Origin of the sequence: Iodidimonas gelatinilytica, assembly GCF_008579125.1 — a bacterium.
In the GTDB taxonomy this organism is placed as follows: domain Bacteria; phylum Pseudomonadota; class Alphaproteobacteria; order Sphingomonadales; family Rhodothalassiaceae; genus Iodidimonas; species Iodidimonas muriae.
The window spans coordinates 1-15784 of sequence record NZ_BKCL01000019.1 but is presented as its reverse complement, the minus strand read 5'-3'; the positions used below and the strand labels follow the sequence as shown (position 1 = coordinate 15784).

The 15784-nt window shown below is 55.8% G+C and carries 9 protein-coding genes, 1 tRNA gene and 2 pseudogenes; all 12 read right to left on the bottom strand.

Annotated elements, in window-relative coordinates; genetic code table 11:
• Positions 1-74: 74 nt before the first annotated feature.
• The 12 genes and pseudogenes from fusA to JCM17844_RS13640 all read right to left on the bottom strand — a co-directional run bounded on the left by fusA (position 75) and on the right by JCM17844_RS13640 (position 15588).
• Positions 75-2156, bottom strand: coding sequence for an elongation factor G (gene fusA / locus JCM17844_RS13695; protein WP_150001464.1), 2082 nt, complete (start codon positions 2154-2156; stop codon positions 75-77).
• Positions 2157-2195: 39 nt separating this feature from the next.
• The gene (gene rpsG, locus JCM17844_RS13690) at positions 2196-2666 is read right to left on the bottom strand and encodes a 30S ribosomal protein S7 (RefSeq protein ID WP_150001463.1); all 471 of its coding nucleotides are present in this window, start codon (positions 2664-2666) and stop codon (positions 2196-2198) included.
• Between the two features lie 12 nt (positions 2667-2678).
• Complete coding sequence (gene rpsL / locus JCM17844_RS13685; protein ID WP_150001462.1) at positions 2679-3050, bottom strand: 30S ribosomal protein S12; 372 nt, start codon at positions 3048-3050, stop codon at positions 2679-2681.
• Between the two features lie 408 nt (positions 3051-3458).
• A pseudogene (gene rpoC / locus JCM17844_RS13680) lies at positions 3459-7684 on the bottom strand (DNA-directed RNA polymerase subunit beta').
• 75 nt (positions 7685-7759) lie between these two features.
• Positions 7760-11878, bottom strand: coding sequence for a DNA-directed RNA polymerase subunit beta (gene rpoB / locus JCM17844_RS13675; RefSeq protein ID WP_150001461.1), 4119 nt, complete (start codon positions 11876-11878; stop codon positions 7760-7762).
• A 247-nt stretch (positions 11879-12125) separates the two neighbouring features.
• Positions 12126-12503 carry a 50S ribosomal protein L7/L12 gene (rplL, locus tag JCM17844_RS13670; RefSeq protein ID WP_150001460.1) on the bottom strand — a complete coding sequence of 126 codons (378 nt, stop codon included), beginning with the start codon at positions 12501-12503 and terminating at the stop codon, positions 12126-12128.
• Between the two features lie 54 nt (positions 12504-12557).
• Positions 12558-13076 carry a 50S ribosomal protein L10 gene (gene rplJ / locus JCM17844_RS13665; RefSeq protein WP_150001459.1) on the bottom strand — a complete coding sequence of 173 codons (519 nt, stop codon included), beginning with the start codon at positions 13074-13076 and terminating at the stop codon, positions 12558-12560.
• 367 nt (positions 13077-13443) lie between these two features.
• A pseudogene (rplA, locus tag JCM17844_RS13660) lies at positions 13444-14135 on the bottom strand (50S ribosomal protein L1).
• Between the two features lies 1 nt (position 14136).
• A complete protein-coding gene (gene rplK / locus JCM17844_RS13655; RefSeq protein ID WP_150001458.1) occupies positions 14137-14568 on the bottom strand; it encodes a 50S ribosomal protein L11 in 432 nt (143 codons plus the stop codon).
• A gap of 125 nt (positions 14569-14693) precedes the next feature.
• Positions 14694-15227, bottom strand: coding sequence for a transcription termination/antitermination protein NusG (nusG, locus tag JCM17844_RS13650; RefSeq protein ID WP_150001457.1), 534 nt, complete (start codon positions 15225-15227; stop codon positions 14694-14696).
• A gap of 5 nt (positions 15228-15232) precedes the next feature.
• Complete coding sequence (gene secE, locus JCM17844_RS13645) at positions 15233-15430, bottom strand: preprotein translocase subunit SecE (protein ID WP_150001456.1); 198 nt, start codon at positions 15428-15430, stop codon at positions 15233-15235.
• A gap of 82 nt (positions 15431-15512) precedes the next feature.
• Positions 15513-15588, bottom strand: a tRNA-Trp gene (locus JCM17844_RS13640).
• Positions 15589-15784: the final 196 nt, after the last annotated feature.

Here is a 15784-nt window from a genome sequence, read left to right as displayed (position 1 = left end):
TTTTTTTATCCTTCAATCCTTGCTAGAGGCACCGCAGAAATCTCCTGCGGCGCATGTGCAGTTCTTCTTGCTGATTAACCAGCAAGTTTGGCTTTCACTTCTTCGGCCACTGCGTTGGGAACTTCATCATAGTGGCTGAATTGCATCGTATATTGGGCCCGGCCCTGACTGAACGAGCGAAGCTGGTTCACATAGCCGAACATATTTGCCAGCGGCACCATTGCTTCAACAACCTGAGCAACGCCGCGCGCTTCCGTTCCCTGAATTTGACCGCGCCGGGAATTCAGATCGCCGATCACATCGCCCATATATTCTTCAGGCGTGACCACTTCGACCTTCATCATCGGCTCGAGCAACTTGATCCCGGCTTTGGATGCTGCTTCACGCAGCCCCGCACGACCGGCAATTTCAAAGGCCAGAACACTGGAGTCCACATCATGATAGGCCCCATCGATCAGGCGCACCTTGAAGTCGATGATCGGGAAGCCGATCAAGGCGCCGGATTCGGCCACATCCTTGATCCCCTTGGCAACACCCGGAATATATTCACGGGGAATGTTGCCGCCCTTGATCTCATCAACAAATTCAAGACCTTCGCCGCGCTCGCCAGGAGACACGATCATCTTGACACGAGCGAACTGACCGGACCCACCGGACTGTTTCTTGTGGGTATAATCAACTTCAACTTCACGGGCGAAGGTTTCGCGATAGGCCACCTGAGGTGCGCCCACATTGGCTTCGACCTTGAATTCCCGCTTCATGCGATCGATCAGGATATCCAGATGAAGCTCGCCCATGCCAGCGATCACGGTCTGCCCGGATTCTTCATCGGAACGTACCCGGAAGCTGGGATCTTCTGCCGCCAAACGATTGAGTGCGATGCCCATTTTTTCTTGGTCGGCTTTGGTTTTCGGTTCCACCGCAACGGAAATCACCGGATCAGGGAATTCCATCCGCTCAAGGATGATCGGCGCATTGGGTGCGCACAATGTATCCCCGGTGGTGGTATCTTTCAGGCCAGCAAGTGCCACGATGTCGCCAGCATAAGCTTCTTCCAGCTCTTCACGGGAATTGGCGTGCATTTGCAGCATACGGCCAATTTTTTCGCGCTTGCCTTTGACCGTATTGGCCACCTGATCGGAGCGGCTGAGCTTGCCCGAATAAATACGGCAGAAGGTCAACGATCCCACGAACGGGTCGTTCATGATCTTGAAGGCCAAAGCCGCAAAAGGTTCGTCATCAGACGACTTGCGGACCATCGCAACATCAGGATCGTCAACGGAGACGCCCTTAATGCTCGGCACTTCCGTGGGTGACGGCATATAATCCACCACCGCATCCAACAATGCCTGAACACCCTTGTTCTTGAAAGAAGAACCGCACAGAACCGGAACGAAATCCAGACCGATCGTGCCTTTGCGAATGGCAGCCTTCAGCTCATCCACGCTCGGCTCTTCACCCTCGAGATACTTTTCCATCAAGGCTTCATCAACCTCGACAGCCGTCTCGATCATTTCCTGACGGGCCAACTCGGCATCATCGGCCATGTCGGCAGGAATGTCTTTCACATCCCATTCCGCACCCAGCGATTCATCATGCCAGATGAAAGCCTTCATGCTGATCAAGTCAACAAGACCAACGAAATCCGACTCGGCACCGATAGGCAACTGGGTCACCAGCGGCTTTGCACCAAGGCGGGTTTTGAACATCTCGACACAGCGGGCGAAATTCGCACCCATGCGGTCCATCTTGTTGACGAAACACATGCGCGGAACTTTGTACTTATCCGCCTGACGCCACACCGTTTCCGACTGCGGCTCCACACCGGCAACCGAATCGAACACCGCAACGGCACCATCCAGAACACGCAAGGACCGCTCGACTTCAATGGTGAAGTCCACATGGCCCGGCGTATCAATGATATTGATGCGATGATCTTTCCAAAAACAGGTGGTCGCAGCAGAGGTGATGGTGATGCCACGCTCCTGCTCCTGCTCCATCCAGTCCATGGTGGCGGCGCCTTCATGCACTTCGCCGATCTTGTGCGACCGGCCCGTGTAATAAAGAATCCGCTCGGTTGTCGTGGTCTTACCGGCATCGATGTGAGCCATGATGCCGATATTGCGATACCGATCGAGGGGCGTCTGACGTGACATGACTTGACAAGCTCTCTGTCTGGTAGGGACGGCGCTGAATTACCAGCGATAATGCGAAAAGGCTTTGTTGGCGTCGGCCATACGATGCGTGTCTTCACGCTTCTTTACGGCAGCACCACGATTGTTCGACGCATCCAGCAACTCATTCGCCAGGCGCTCGCCCATGGTTTTCTCGCTGCGTTTTCTCGCCGCACCAATGAGCCAACGAATAGCCAGAGCCTGCGCACGATCCGAACGCACCTCAACGGGCACCTGATAGGTGGCACCACCAACGCGACGCGACCGCACTTCAATGGCGGGCTTCACATTGTCGAGGGCTTCATGAAACACAGGAAGAGGCTCCGTTTTTGCACGGGCCTCGACTTGATCGAACGCGCCATAGACGATGGTTTCGGCAACAGATTTTTTGCCGTCAAACATCAGACTGTTGACGAATTTCGTTAACACCACATCCCCGAATTTCGGGTCGGGCAAAATTTCGCGTTTTTCCGCACGATGACGACGGGACATCGCTCTATCCTCTTATTTCGGACGCTTCGCGCCGTATTTCGACCGGCTCTGACGACGATCGGACACGCCCTGGGTATCCAGCACACCACGTAGAATGTGATAGCGGACACCGGGCAAATCCTTCACGCGGCCACCGCGGATCAGGACGACCGAATGCTCTTGCAGATTATGCCCCTCACCAGGGATATAACTGGACACTTCGATCGAGTTTGTCAGACGGACACGGGCCACCTTACGCAGCGCCGAGTTCGGCTTCTTCGGGGTGGTCGTATACACGCGCGTGCAAACACCGCGTTTTTGCGGGCACGCCTCAAGGGCAGGCACCTTATTGCGCTTCACGGGCGCCTTCCGTGGCTTGCGCACCAGCTGATTGATAGTCGGCATGCGTCCTCTTCTTCCACACTGTTTTCTGGAGCCCGGTCAACGGATCAATCATGACCACATAAAATGCAGCCGTAACCTCCCCGGCACTTTGCCGCCAGAGATTTTCGGCAACCAGTAAGCCCAGTAAAAGTAATTCGCTTTAAGCTCGTACGACACCGGTGTCTGGCATGACTTGATACCACCACCCGGGCCCGAGCGAGGTGCGCACTATATGCACGCCCCTGCCTAGCGTCAACCGAAATAACGGGGCAATTTGTAGGCAGGCGACGGCTCCCATGTTTTTTGCCGTAACACCTTGTGAATCATAGAGAAACAAGCCTAAACGCCCGGCGCATACAAAACGGGTGCCGAATTCAATCCGGCACCCGCTCTTTTATTTCAAAGGACTCGCAAAAGGGAATGCAAATCTCAGACTTCTGCGACACCGCCTTCAGCGCCGGAGTCGTCCGCGGCACTTTTCGCGGCATCTGCCACCAGCTGTGCCGCTTCCTGCTCCGCTTGTTGCTTCAGGCGGAATTCCTGATCGCGACGCCCGGCTTCATTTTTCAACCGGCGCATCACGGCCCCTGTACCCGCCGGGATCAAGCGCCCGACAATCACATTTTCCTTCAGGCCCACAAGATTATCCACCTTGCCCGCAACCGATGCTTCGGTAAGGACGCGCGTGGTTTCCTGGAACGATGCGGCCGAGATGAAGGAGCGTGTTTGCAGGCTGGCCTTGGTGATCCCCAGCAAGACAGGCTTGCCGCGTGCCGGCAAACGCCCGGCCTTCTCCAGCGCTTCATTCTGCGCCTGGAAGTCCTCGCGGTCCACCTGCTCGCCCAGCAGGAAGGTCGATTCGCCCGGATGCAGGATCTCGATTTTTTGCAGCATCTGACGAACGATCACCTCGATGTGCTTATCGTTGATCTTCACACCCTGCAGACGATAGACCTCCTGGATTTCCTGCACCAGATAGGCTGTGAGGCTGCCGGACCCATGACTTCGAGAATGTCATGGGGGGCCGGATTGCCATCCAGAAGATATTCACCCTTGCGGATATGATCGCCTTCCCGCACGGAAATATGCTTGCCCTTCGGCACCAGATATTCGACCGGTTCATCGCTGTCATCAGTAGGACGGATGACGATTCGGCGCTTGTTCTTGAAATCGCGACCGAATTCCACCGTGCCGTCTTTTTCGGCGATGATCGCATGTTCCTTGGGACGACGGGCTTCAAACAGCTCCGCCACCCGCGGCAGCCCCCCGGTGATATCGCGGGTTTTCGCCGCTTCGCGGGGGATACGTGCAATCACATCACCGGCACTGACCCGCTGCCCGTCTTCAACGGACAGAATGGCATCCACCGACATGAAATAGCGAGCTTCGGTGCCATTGCTCAGTTCAACCACTTCGTCATTCTCGTCACGCAGTGTCAAACGCGGCCGCAGATCCCCGCCCTTGGGTGAAGAGCGCCAATCCATCACCACTTTCGAGGTAATCCCTGTGGCTTCATCCACCACGTCTTTCACGGACACGCCTTCGATCAGATCGAGCATGCGAATGACGCCGGATTTTTCCGTGATGATGGGGATGGTATAAGGATCCCATTCACACAGCTTGGCGCCTTTCTTGATCTTCTGACCGTCGGTGACCATCAGACGCGCGCCGAATGGAATCCGGTGCGATGCCCGCGCCCGGCCTTCGGCATCGATGAGCACGATTTCCAGAGTCCGGCCCATGACAATGTGCCGTCCCTTGGAATCCTCCACCACGTTCAAATTATCCAGACGAATGGTGGCATCATAGCTGGCTTCCAAAGACGACTGTTCGGACACCGTTGCCGTCCCGCCGATATGGAACGTCCGCATGGTGAGCTGGGTTCCCGGTTCACCGATGGACTGGGCTGCGATCACGCCGACCGCTTCGCCCATATTCACCGGCGTTCCGCGAGCCAGATCACGGCCATAGCACAAGGCACAGGTCCCGCCGCGCGTTTCGCAGGTAAGCACCGAGCGAATACGCACTGTGGTGATCCCGGCCTGGTCGATCAGGTCCACCTCGGCTTCATTGAGCGGCGTACCGGCTTTCAACAGCAGATCGCCCGACACCGGATGCATGATATCCACGGCAGCCGTGCGGCCAAGAATTCGCTCGGACAACGAGACGATCGTCTCGCCCGATTCCACCACCTCCGTAAGCTCAAGGCCCTGTTCGGTGCCGCAATCATGCTCGACGATGACGCAATCCTGGCTCACATCCACCAGACGACGGGTGAGATAACCGGAATTGGCGGTCTTCAAGGCCGTATCCGCAAGACCCTTACGGGCGCCATGGCTCGAATTAAAGTATTCGAGCACCGACAGACCTTCTTTAAAGTTCGAGATGATCGGCGTTTCGATGATCTCACCGGACGGCTTGGCCATCAGGCCGCGCATCCCGGCAAGCTGCTTCATCTGGGCGGGTGAACCACGGGCCCCGGAATGGGCCATCATATAGATGGAATTGATCTGCATTTCACGGCCCGTCACCTTATCGATGCGCCGTGCCGAGATCTCCTGCATCATTTCATCGGCGACTTTGTCTGTGCATTGCGCCCAGGCATCCACCACCTTGTTGTATTTCTCACCCTGAGTGATGAAGCCGTCCTGATACTGCTCTTCATACTCTTTCACCAGAGCCTTGGTCTCGTCGACCAGCTTTTCCTTGGTATGCGGAATGACCATGTCATCCTTACCAAAGGAAATCCCGGCGCGGCACGCATGGGCAAAGCCCAGCGCCATGATGCCGTCGGCAAACAGAACCGTCTGCTTCTGGCCACAATGGCGATAGACCACGTCGATCACTTCCGTAATCTCGCGCTTGGTCATCAATTTGTTGATGGTCGAGAACGGGATATTCTTGTTCTTCGGAAGATGCTGCGACAGCAACATACGGCCCGGTGTGGATTGTACGCGGCGGGTGACGGGGTTGCCCTCTTCATCCACCGTATCGACACGGGCCTGAATTTTGGTGTGCAAGGTCACCACGCCCGTATCCAGCGCATATTGGATTTCTTCAAGCGAGGCAAATGCCATGCCTTCGCCCGGCTCGTTCTCGCGCTCGATGGTGATATAATAAAGACCAAGCACAATATCCTGGCTGGGCACGATGATCGGCTTGCCATTGGCCGGGCTGAGGATGTTGTTGGTGGACATCATCAACACGCGGGCTTCAAGCTGTGCTTCCAAAGACAAAGGCACATGCACGGCCATCTGGTCGCCATCGAAATCGGCGTTGAAAGCGGCGCAGACCAGCGGATGAAGCTGGATCGCCTTGCCTTCGATCAGCACCGGTTCGAACGCCTGAATACCAAGTCTATGCAGGGTCGGCGCGCGGTTAAGCATCACCGGATGTTCACGGATCACCTCATCAAGGATATCCCAAACCTCGCGGCGCTCTTTTTCAACCAGCTTTTTCGCCTGCTTGATAGTGGTGGCGATGCCTTTCTTGTCGAGGCGCGCGTAGATAAACGGCTTGAACAGTTCCAAGGCCATTTTCTTGGGCAGGCCGCATTGATGCAGCTTCAGTTCGGGACCGACAACGATCACCGAACGGCCGGAATAATCGACGCGCTTACCCAGCAAGTTCTGGCGGAAACGGCCTTGCTTGCCCTTCAGCATATCGCTGAGGGATTTCAAAGGCCGCTTGTTATTGCCGGTGATGGTACGGCCGCGACGACCGTTATCGAACAGCGCATCCACCGCTTCTTGCAGCATGCGCTTTTCATTGCGGATGATGATATCCGGCGCACGCAGCTCGATCAGCCGCTTCAAACGGTTGTTACGGTTGATCACCCGGCGATAGAGATCGTTCAGATCCGAGGTGGCGAATCGGCCACCATCCAGCGGCACCAACGGGCGCAGCTCAGGCGGGATCACCGGGATGATGGTCATGATCATCCATTCGGGGCGGTTGCCCGATTCGATGAAGCTTTCAATGACCTTCAGACGCTTGACGATCTTCTTGGGCTTGAGTTCGGATTTGGTTTCCGCCAGGTCTTTCAGCAGGGTTTCCCGCTCGGCTTCCAGATCCAGCGTTTCCATCATGGAACGGATCGCTTCGGCACCGATTCCGGCGGTGAAGCTGTCTTCGCCATATTCATCCTGCGCCCGGTAGAAATCTTCTTCCGTCAGGAGCTGGTATTTTTTAAGTGGCGTCAGGCCCGGCTCGATAACAATGAAGCTTTCGAAATAGAGCACGCGCTCCAGATCCTTGAGCATCATATCGAGCAACAAGCCGATCCGCGACGGCAAGGACTTCAAGAACCAGATATGCGCCACCGGCGCGGCCAGTTCAATATGCCCCATACGTTCGCGGCGCACCTTCGACAAGGTAACTTCCACGCCGCATTTTTCGCAGATAATGCCGCGATATTTCATCCGCTTGTACTTGCCGCACAAGCATTCATAATCCTTGATCGGGCCAAAGATCCGTGCACAGAACAGGCCATCCCGTTCCGGCTTGAACGTGCGGTAGTTGATCGTCTCGGGCTTTTTGATTTCGCCGAACGACCATGACCGGATCCGTTCGGGGCTGGCGAGCGAGATCTTGATTCGATCAAAGCTCTCCGGCTTTTGGCCCGGGTTGAAGAAATTCATCAATTCCTGATTCATCTCAGAACGCTTCCCAGCTTGAGGCTGCCCGTTATTGGGTGTAACCGCGGACGGCGAAACCGCCGTCCGGGCTTGTTAGCTCTGGTCTTGATCGCTCGACAGAAGCTCGACATTAAGGCCAAGGCTCCGCATTTCCTTCACAAGCACATTGAAGGATTCGGGGATACCTGCTTCAAAGGTGTCGTCACCCTTGACAATGGCTTCATAAACCTTGGTACGGCCGGCCACATCATCGGATTTCACTGTCAGCATTTCCTGCAAGGTATAGGCGGCGCCATAAGCCTGCAAGGCCCACACCTCCATCTCGCCAAAGCGCTGACCACCGAATTGCGCCTTACCGCCAAGCGGCTGCTGCGTCACAAGGCTGTACGGACCGATTGACCGTCCGTGGATCTTGTCATCCACCAGATGGTGCAATTTGAGCATATAAATATAGCCCACGGTCACCTTACGATCGAACTGTTCCCCGGTGCGGCCATCATAGAGATCAACCTGCCCGGATTCGTCCAGCCCGGCCCGTTTCAGCATGTCGCAGATGTCCGCCTCAACGGCACCATCGAATACCGGTGTCGCAAAGGGCACGCCATAAGACATATTGCCCGCCAGCTCCACCACTTCACTGTCGGTCAAGACATTGATATCGGCTTCATACTGCTCTTTGCCATAAATGCCTTCCAAGCGCCCGCGGATATCAGAGACAACCTTGGTCTTTTCTTCGACATTGTCGTTATAGGCTTCGACCAGCTGATTGATCTGGCGCCCAAGACCGCGGCTGGCCCAACCCAGATGGGTTTCCAAAATCTGCCCCACATTCATGCGCGAAGGCACACCCAGCGGATTGAGAACGATATCCACCGGCGACCCATCCTCAAGGAACGGCATGTCTTCATTGGGCAGAATGCGGGAGACCACACCCTTATTGCCATGGCGACCGGCCATCTTGTCGCCCGGTTGCATTTTCCGCTTCACGGCCACGAACACCTTGACCATTTTCAAGACACCCGGCGGCATTTCATCGCCCCGCTGCAGCTTGTCCACTTTTTCTTCAAAGCGGTTCTGCAGATTGGCACGCGATTCGTCATATTGCTTCTTCAGCGCTTCAATTTCCGTCATCACATCGTCATCATCGACGGCAATGCTCCAACGATCCTTGTGCGACAGCGCTTCAAAGCCCTCTTGCGTAACCAGGGTGCCTTTTTTCATGTCCTTGGTGCCGGCACTCACCGTATGGCCGACAATCAGGTCACTCAAACGGGCAAAGATGTTGCGCTCCAAAATGGCGCGTTCATCGTCACGGTCTTTTTGCAGACGTTCGATTTCTTGACGTTCGATAGACAACGCACGCTCGTCTTTTTCAACGCCATGACGGTTGAACACCCGCACTTCCACCACGGTTCCGGCAACACCCGGCGGCAAGCGCATGGAGGTATCCCGTACATCGGAGGCCTTTTCGCCAAAGATGGCGCGCAGAAGCTTTTCTTCCGGCGTCATCGGGCTTTCACCCTTGGGGGTGATCTTGCCCACCAAAATGTCGCCCGGATGGACCTCGGCACCGATATAAACGATGCCCGCTTCATCCAGATTGCGCAGACCTTCTTCACCCACATTGGGAATATCGCGGGTAATTTCTTCCGGACCCAATTTGGTATCGCGGGCCATCACCTCGAATTCCTCGATATGGATCGAGGTGAACACATCTTCTTTCACGATCCGCTCAGACAACAGGATCGAATCTTCGAAGTTGTAGCCATTCCAGGGCATGAAGGCCACGAGCACATTGCGGCCCAGAGCCAATTCCCCCAGATCCGTCGACGGACCATCGGCGATGATGTCGTTCTTGGCCACCACATCGCCCTTACGCACCAGCGGACGCTGGTTGATGGCGGTGTTCTGGTTGGACCGCTGGAACTTGGACAGGCGGTAGATATCAACGCCCGGATCGCCCGGCCCCACATCTTCAGTGGCACGCACAACGATACGCATGGCGTCCACCTGATCGACGATACCCGTCCGGCGCGCAGCGATAGAGGCACCCGAATCCTGCGCCACCACTTTTTCCATGCCGGTGCCGACAAACGGCGCTTCTGCACGCACCAAAGGCACGGCCTGACGCTGCATGTTCGATCCCATCAGGGCGCGGTTGGCGTCATCGTTTTCCAGAAAGGGAATAAGCGCCGCCGCAACGGAAACCAACTGTTTGGGGCTGACGTCCATCAAGGTGATCTGCTCGGGAGGGGCCAGCATGAATTCGCTGGCGCACCGGGTGGAGACAAGATCGGAAACAAAGCGGTTGTTTTCATCCAGCTCCGCATTGGCCTGTGCAATGGTGTGGCGGCTTTCTTCCATCGCGGACAGATAGACCACATTATCGGTCACCACCCCGTCCTTGACCTCGCGGTAAGGAGTTTCAATGAAACCGTATTTATTCACCCGCGCATAGGTGGCCAGCGAGTTGATCAGACCAATATTCGGCCCTTCCGGCGTTTCAATGGGGCAGATGCGGCCATAATGGGTGGGATGCACATCGCGCACCTCGAAGCCTGCACGCTCACGGGTCAAACCGCCCGGCCCAAGCGCCGACAAGCGACGCTTATGGGTGATTTCACCCAGCGGATTGGTTTGGTCCATGAACTGCGACAGCTGCGAGCTACCGAAGAATTCCCGCACCGCGGCAACAGCCGGCTTGGCATTGATCAGATCGTGGGGCATCACCGTGTCGATATCCACAGAGGACATACGTTCACGGATGGCACGCTCCATGCGCAACAAGCCAACGCGATACTGGTTTTCCAGCAATTCCCCCACAGAACGCAGGCGACGATTGCCCAGATGGTCAATATCGTCCACTTCGCCGCGACCATCTTTCAGGTCCACCAGATGCTTCAAGACAGACAGAATGTCTTCCTTGCGCAAAACGCGCACAGTGTCTTCCGCATCCAGACCAAGACGCATATTCATCTTCACGCGGCCAACGGCGGACAGATCATAGCGTTCCGAATCAAAGAACAGGCCATCAAACAGCGCTTCCGCCGTTTCCTTGGTCGGCGGTTCGCCCGGACGCATCACCTTATAGATTTCGGCCAGGGCCTGCTCATAGCCTTCGACTTTATCCACCTGCAGGGTGTTCCGCACCCATGGGCCGACGGACATATTGTCGATATCGAGCACACGCAGCTCTTCAAAGCCTGCTTCATAAAGGCTCGACAGATGTTCTTCGGTAATTTCTTCACCGGCCTCGATATAAATCGCACCGGTCTGTTCGTCGATCAGATCATCCGCAGCAAAGCGGCCAATGATTTCCTCGGCGGGAACCAAAAGTGCTTTGACGCCGTCTTTTTCCAATTTCTTGGCCAGACGCGGCGTTACCTTTTTGCCGGCTTCGATCACCACTTCGCCGGAATCCGCATCAACCACATCATAGCCGGGCTTGGCGCCGCGCCATTTGTCCGCGACAAACGGCACTTTCCAGCCCTGTTCGGTGCGCTCATAGGCAACACTGTCATAGAAATAATGCAGGATGTCTTCCGACGACATACCCAAGGCATAAAGCAAAACCGTGGCCGGCAATTTACGGCGACGGTCGATGCGGACATTCACAATGTCCTTGCCGTCGAATTCGAAATCGAGCCACGAACCACGATAAGGAATCACCCGGGCGGCAAACAGGAATTTGCCGGAGCTGTGGGTCTTGCCTTTGTCATGGTCGAAAAACACGCCGGGACTGCGGTGCATCTGGGAAACGATAACGCGCTCTGTACCATTCACGACAAAAGTGCCGTTCTTGGTCATCAAAGGCATATCGCCCATATAAACGTCTTGCTCTTTGATATCGAGCACAGACCGGGCTTCCGTATCGGGATCAACTTCAAAAACGATCAGGCGCAGGGTCACACGCAAAGGGGCGGCCAGCGTCATCCCGCGCGCGCGGCACTCGTCAAAATCGTATTTCGGGCCTTCCAGCTCGTACCGCACATATTCCAAAGATGCGGTATTGGAAAAATCCGTAATCGGGAACACCGATTGCAGAACACTTTCCAGACCGGAAGCCTTCCGCTCCTCTTCGGTCGCGCCCGCCTTGAAGAATTGATCATAAGATGCCCGCTGCACCTGGATCAGATTGGGCATCTCCGTCACTTCGGGGATGTGGCCGAAGTTCTTGCGAACCCGCTTACGACCAGTGAAAGAAGTCGCCATGCTACGCCCTCGCTTCGCTTGCGCTCATAAACGAACAGCCCTGTGCCATTCGCCTGCCGCCCGGACCACATCACCCATTACGGAGAAGCCGGCCCCGGCATCATAAAATTCTTTTGGCGATCCACCAAAGATGGCGGCCTCACCTTCCGTGCTTCCGTTTCAGAAAGCCCCGGCGTCTAAAGAGACACCTACGGGCCGGGGACGATTAAGCGCCCCCAGCCCGAACATCGCGCGTGTCCGCGAGACGTTATTTAAGCTCGACAGATGCGCCGGCACCTTCAAGTTGCGCCTTGATCTTATCAGCTTCTTCTTTGCTTGCGGCTTCTTTAACCGCTTTGGGGGCACCTTCAACCAGATCTTTGGCTTCTTTAAGACCAAGACCGGTGATGGCACGAACTTCTTTAATCACGTTGATTTTCTTATCGCCAGCGGCGGTCAGAATAACGTCGAATTCCGTCTTTTCTTCAGCGGCATCGGCACCACCGGCGGCACCAGCAGCAGCAACAGCAACCGGAGCAGCAGCGGACACGCCCCACTTCTCTTCGAGAAGTTTGGACAGCTCAGCAGCTTCCATAACGGTCAGTGCGGACAGTTCTTCGACAATCTTTTCAAGATCAGCAGCCATTATATAACTCCATATGACCCGTATCGGGTCTCATTCCATCGGTTAATTAGATGCTCACGCAGCTTCTTGCTTCTCGGCATGAGCGGCCAGGACGCGCGCGACCTGTCCGCCGGGGGCCTGCAATACGCTCGCAATACGACTTGCCGGGGTCTGCAACAGACCAACCAACTTGCCGCGCAATTCATCGAGCGAAGGCAGTTCGGCCAGAGCCTTGACGCCATCGGCGTCGAGAGCACTGCCGTCCAGCACGCCACCCAGAATAACCAGCTTGTCATTCTGCTTGGCGAACTTGGCGAGCACTTTGGGTGCCGCCACCGGATCGTCGGAGTAGCCAATGGCTGTCGGGCCTGTGAACAGGTCCGAAATCGCCTCCGACGGGGTGCCTTGAAGCGCGAGCTTGGTGAGCCGGTTCTTGGTCACTTTAAAGTCGGCCCCAACCTCGCGCAGACGCACGCGAAGATCGGACATTTCCGCTACCGAAAGCCCTTTATAGTGGGCAACCACTACAACGGGGGCAGCAGAGAATACGTCCTTCATGGACGCGACCAGCGCCTTCTTTTGGGCTCGATCCACTTCTCGCCTCCTTCTGGGAAAGGCCAACGCCTTCCCGATTGCACCAGACATGCGAAACCTTCACATGCCACTCGCTGTCCGGGGGTTATGGCACCCACACTCACCATAAAAGGCATTGTGGAACACCGCATTCGGCCCGATGGACATCCATTTGGACCGCCGTCACCCCGTCTCATGCAGGAACGCTTGCGCGCTTTCGATTAAGTTTTCAGCCCCTCACCAAGCCGCCAAAACGACCCGATCACACGAAAAGCATCAAACCCCTGCAATCTTGGACAGAAGAACCGGGATCAACCGATCACCGGCCCCTTTGCACCAGACGCGGAATACAGCCCGCATCTGGTAATCTCATCGATCTCTCAGCCGATCAGCTCAGACTGGACACCGAAATCTTCAAGCCCGGGCCCATGGAAGAGGTGATCGCCACCCGCTTCAGGTAATTGCCTTTGGCACCCGCCGGCTTTGCTTGATGATGGCATCGACAAATGCTTGCACATTCTCTTCGATCTTGGCGGCATCAAAGCTCAGCTTGCCAACACCGGCATGCACGATCCCGGCCTTTTCAACGCGGTACTGCACCTGACCGGCTTTGGCATCGGACACGGCTTTTTTGACATCCATGGTCACTGTGCCCAGCTTGGGGTTCGGCATCAGGCCCTTGGGCCCCAGAACGCGACCCAGCTTGCCTACCACAGCCATCATATCCGGCGTGGCGATGATGCGATCGAAATCAATATTGCCATTGGCAAATTCTTCGGCCAGATCGTCTGCGCCCACCCGATCGGCACCAGCCGCTTCGGCTTCTTCGGCTTTCGGACCTTTGGCGAACACCGCAACCCGCATGGTTTTACCGGTGCCGTGCGGCAAAGAGACAACGCCGCGCACCATCTGATCGGCATGACGCGGATCGACACCCAAATTCATGGCAACCTCAACGGTTTCATCGAATTTGGTGGTCTTCACCGACTGCAGAATGCCAACGGCTTCCACGATGCTGTATTCTTTCAACCGGTCAACCTGCTCAAGAGCGGACTTCATACGCTTGGACTGACGCGCCATCTTACATCCCCTCCACAGTCAGGCCCATGGACCGTGCGGAACCGGCAACGATCTTCATCGCCTGGTCCACATCATGAGCATTCAGATCTTTCATTTTCGCTTCGGCAATTTCACGGATCTGATCCGCGCTCACCGTACCCGCAGATTCTTTCCCCGGAGTCGATCCGCCTTTTTTCACATTGGCGGCCCGCTTCAGGAAATAGCTGGCAGGAGGGGTTTTCGTCACGAAAGTGAAGGACCGATCCTGATACACCGTGATGACGGTAGGGATGGGCATCCCTTTTTCCATCTTGTCGGTAGAGGCATTGAACGCCTTACAGAATTCCATGATGTTCACGCCACGCTGACCGAGCGCCGGCCCAATGGGCGGCGACGGATTGGCAGCGCCGGCAGGCACTTGCAGCTTGATATAGCCGGTAATTTTCTTCGCCATTACACGTCCTCTCAACCCGGATAGGCCGGGCACCGTTTCGAAAGGGATGCGGTAGCGGTCATGGCTGACCTCCCGCACAATGAAAACCGACGCGCAGCCTTAAACCGCCCGCCAGCTCAAAACAATCAGGATTTTTCCACCTGAGTGTATTCCAATTCCACCGGAGTGGCGCGACCAAAGATCGACACCGACACCTTGAGCCGGGCCCGCTCTTCGTCCACTTCTTCGACCATGCCGTTAAACGACGCAAACGGCCCTTCCTTGACGCGGACTTCTTCACCCACTTCAAACTGGATCGTTGGCCGGGGACGCTCGACCCCTTCCTTCACTTGATGAAGGATACGGTCGGCTTCCGCCTGACTGATCGGCGTTGGACGGCCCTGCGGCCCCAAAAATCCCGTCACCTTTGCCGTGTTCTTGACCAGATGATAGGTCTGTTCGGTCATTTCCATTTTGGCCAGCACATAACCGGGGAAAAATTTCCGCTCCGATGTGCGCTTTTGGCCTTTTCGCATCTCGACCACCTCTTCGGTGGGAACGATGACCTCTTCGATCAGCGGCTCAAGACCCTGAGTCTCGGCCTGCTCCTTGATCGATTCGGCAACCTTTTTCTCGAATCCGGAATAGGCGTGGATGATGTACCAGCGCGGAGTAGCCACTTCAATTATCCTCCAAGACCGAGAATCGTCTTCACACCCCAGGACAGTCCTATATCCACAATGACGAAAAAGACAGAGGTAAGGGCAACCATGATGCCAACCATCACGGTGGTAATCGACGTTTCGCGACGTGATGGCCACGTCACCTTGTCTAGCTCTTGGCGCACCTGCCGCACAAACTGTGCAGGGCTTGTCTTGGCCATGTGTTCGTCCGTTTCGTTATCCAAAGCTACCAGATACGCAGCTTGGCCTTAAACCTTGCTACAATGAACGATCCGCCGACGCTGGCAGGAGTGGCGAGACTCGAACTCACAACCCCCGGTTTTGGAGACCGGTGCTCTACCAATTGAGCTACACTCCTTCACGCCATCGCACATCCCATGGAATGAACGATGGAGGGGATTTAGCGCGACAGGATCAGCTGTTCAACCTAATTCTTGATTAAACAGCGCTCCATATCGTTTCCCCGAAAAACTGATGGGGACGGCATCGAACCATCCCCATCCTTGATCGGGGCCCTTAAGTCCGGTTTTGACGCCGAACTGTCAAGCTTTTTT

What these genes read in the sequence shown, in the direction of transcription:
- rpoB (WP_150001461.1), bottom strand. Translation starts at nt 11,878, where the DNA reads ATGGCGACTTCTTTCACTGGTCGTAAGCGGGTTCGCAAGAACTTCGGC.
- rpsG (WP_150001463.1), bottom strand. Translation starts at nt 2,666, where the DNA reads ATGTCCCGTCGTCATCGTGCGGAAAAACGCGAAATTTTGCCCGACCCG.
- secE (WP_150001456.1), bottom strand. Translation starts at nt 15,430, where the DNA reads ATGGCCAAGACAAGCCCTGCACAGTTTGTGCGGCAGGTGCGCCAAGAG.
- fusA (WP_150001464.1), bottom strand. Translation starts at nt 2,156, where the DNA reads ATGTCACGTCAGACGCCCCTCGATCGGTATCGCAATATCGGCATCATG.
- rpsL (WP_150001462.1), bottom strand. Translation starts at nt 3,050, where the DNA reads ATGCCGACTATCAATCAGCTGGTGCGCAAGCCACGGAAGGCGCCCGTG.
- rplL (WP_150001460.1), bottom strand. Translation starts at nt 12,503, where the DNA reads ATGGCTGCTGATCTTGAAAAGATTGTCGAAGAACTGTCCGCACTGACC.
- rplK (WP_150001458.1), bottom strand. Translation starts at nt 14,568, where the DNA reads ATGGCGAAGAAAATTACCGGCTATATCAAGCTGCAAGTGCCTGCCGGC.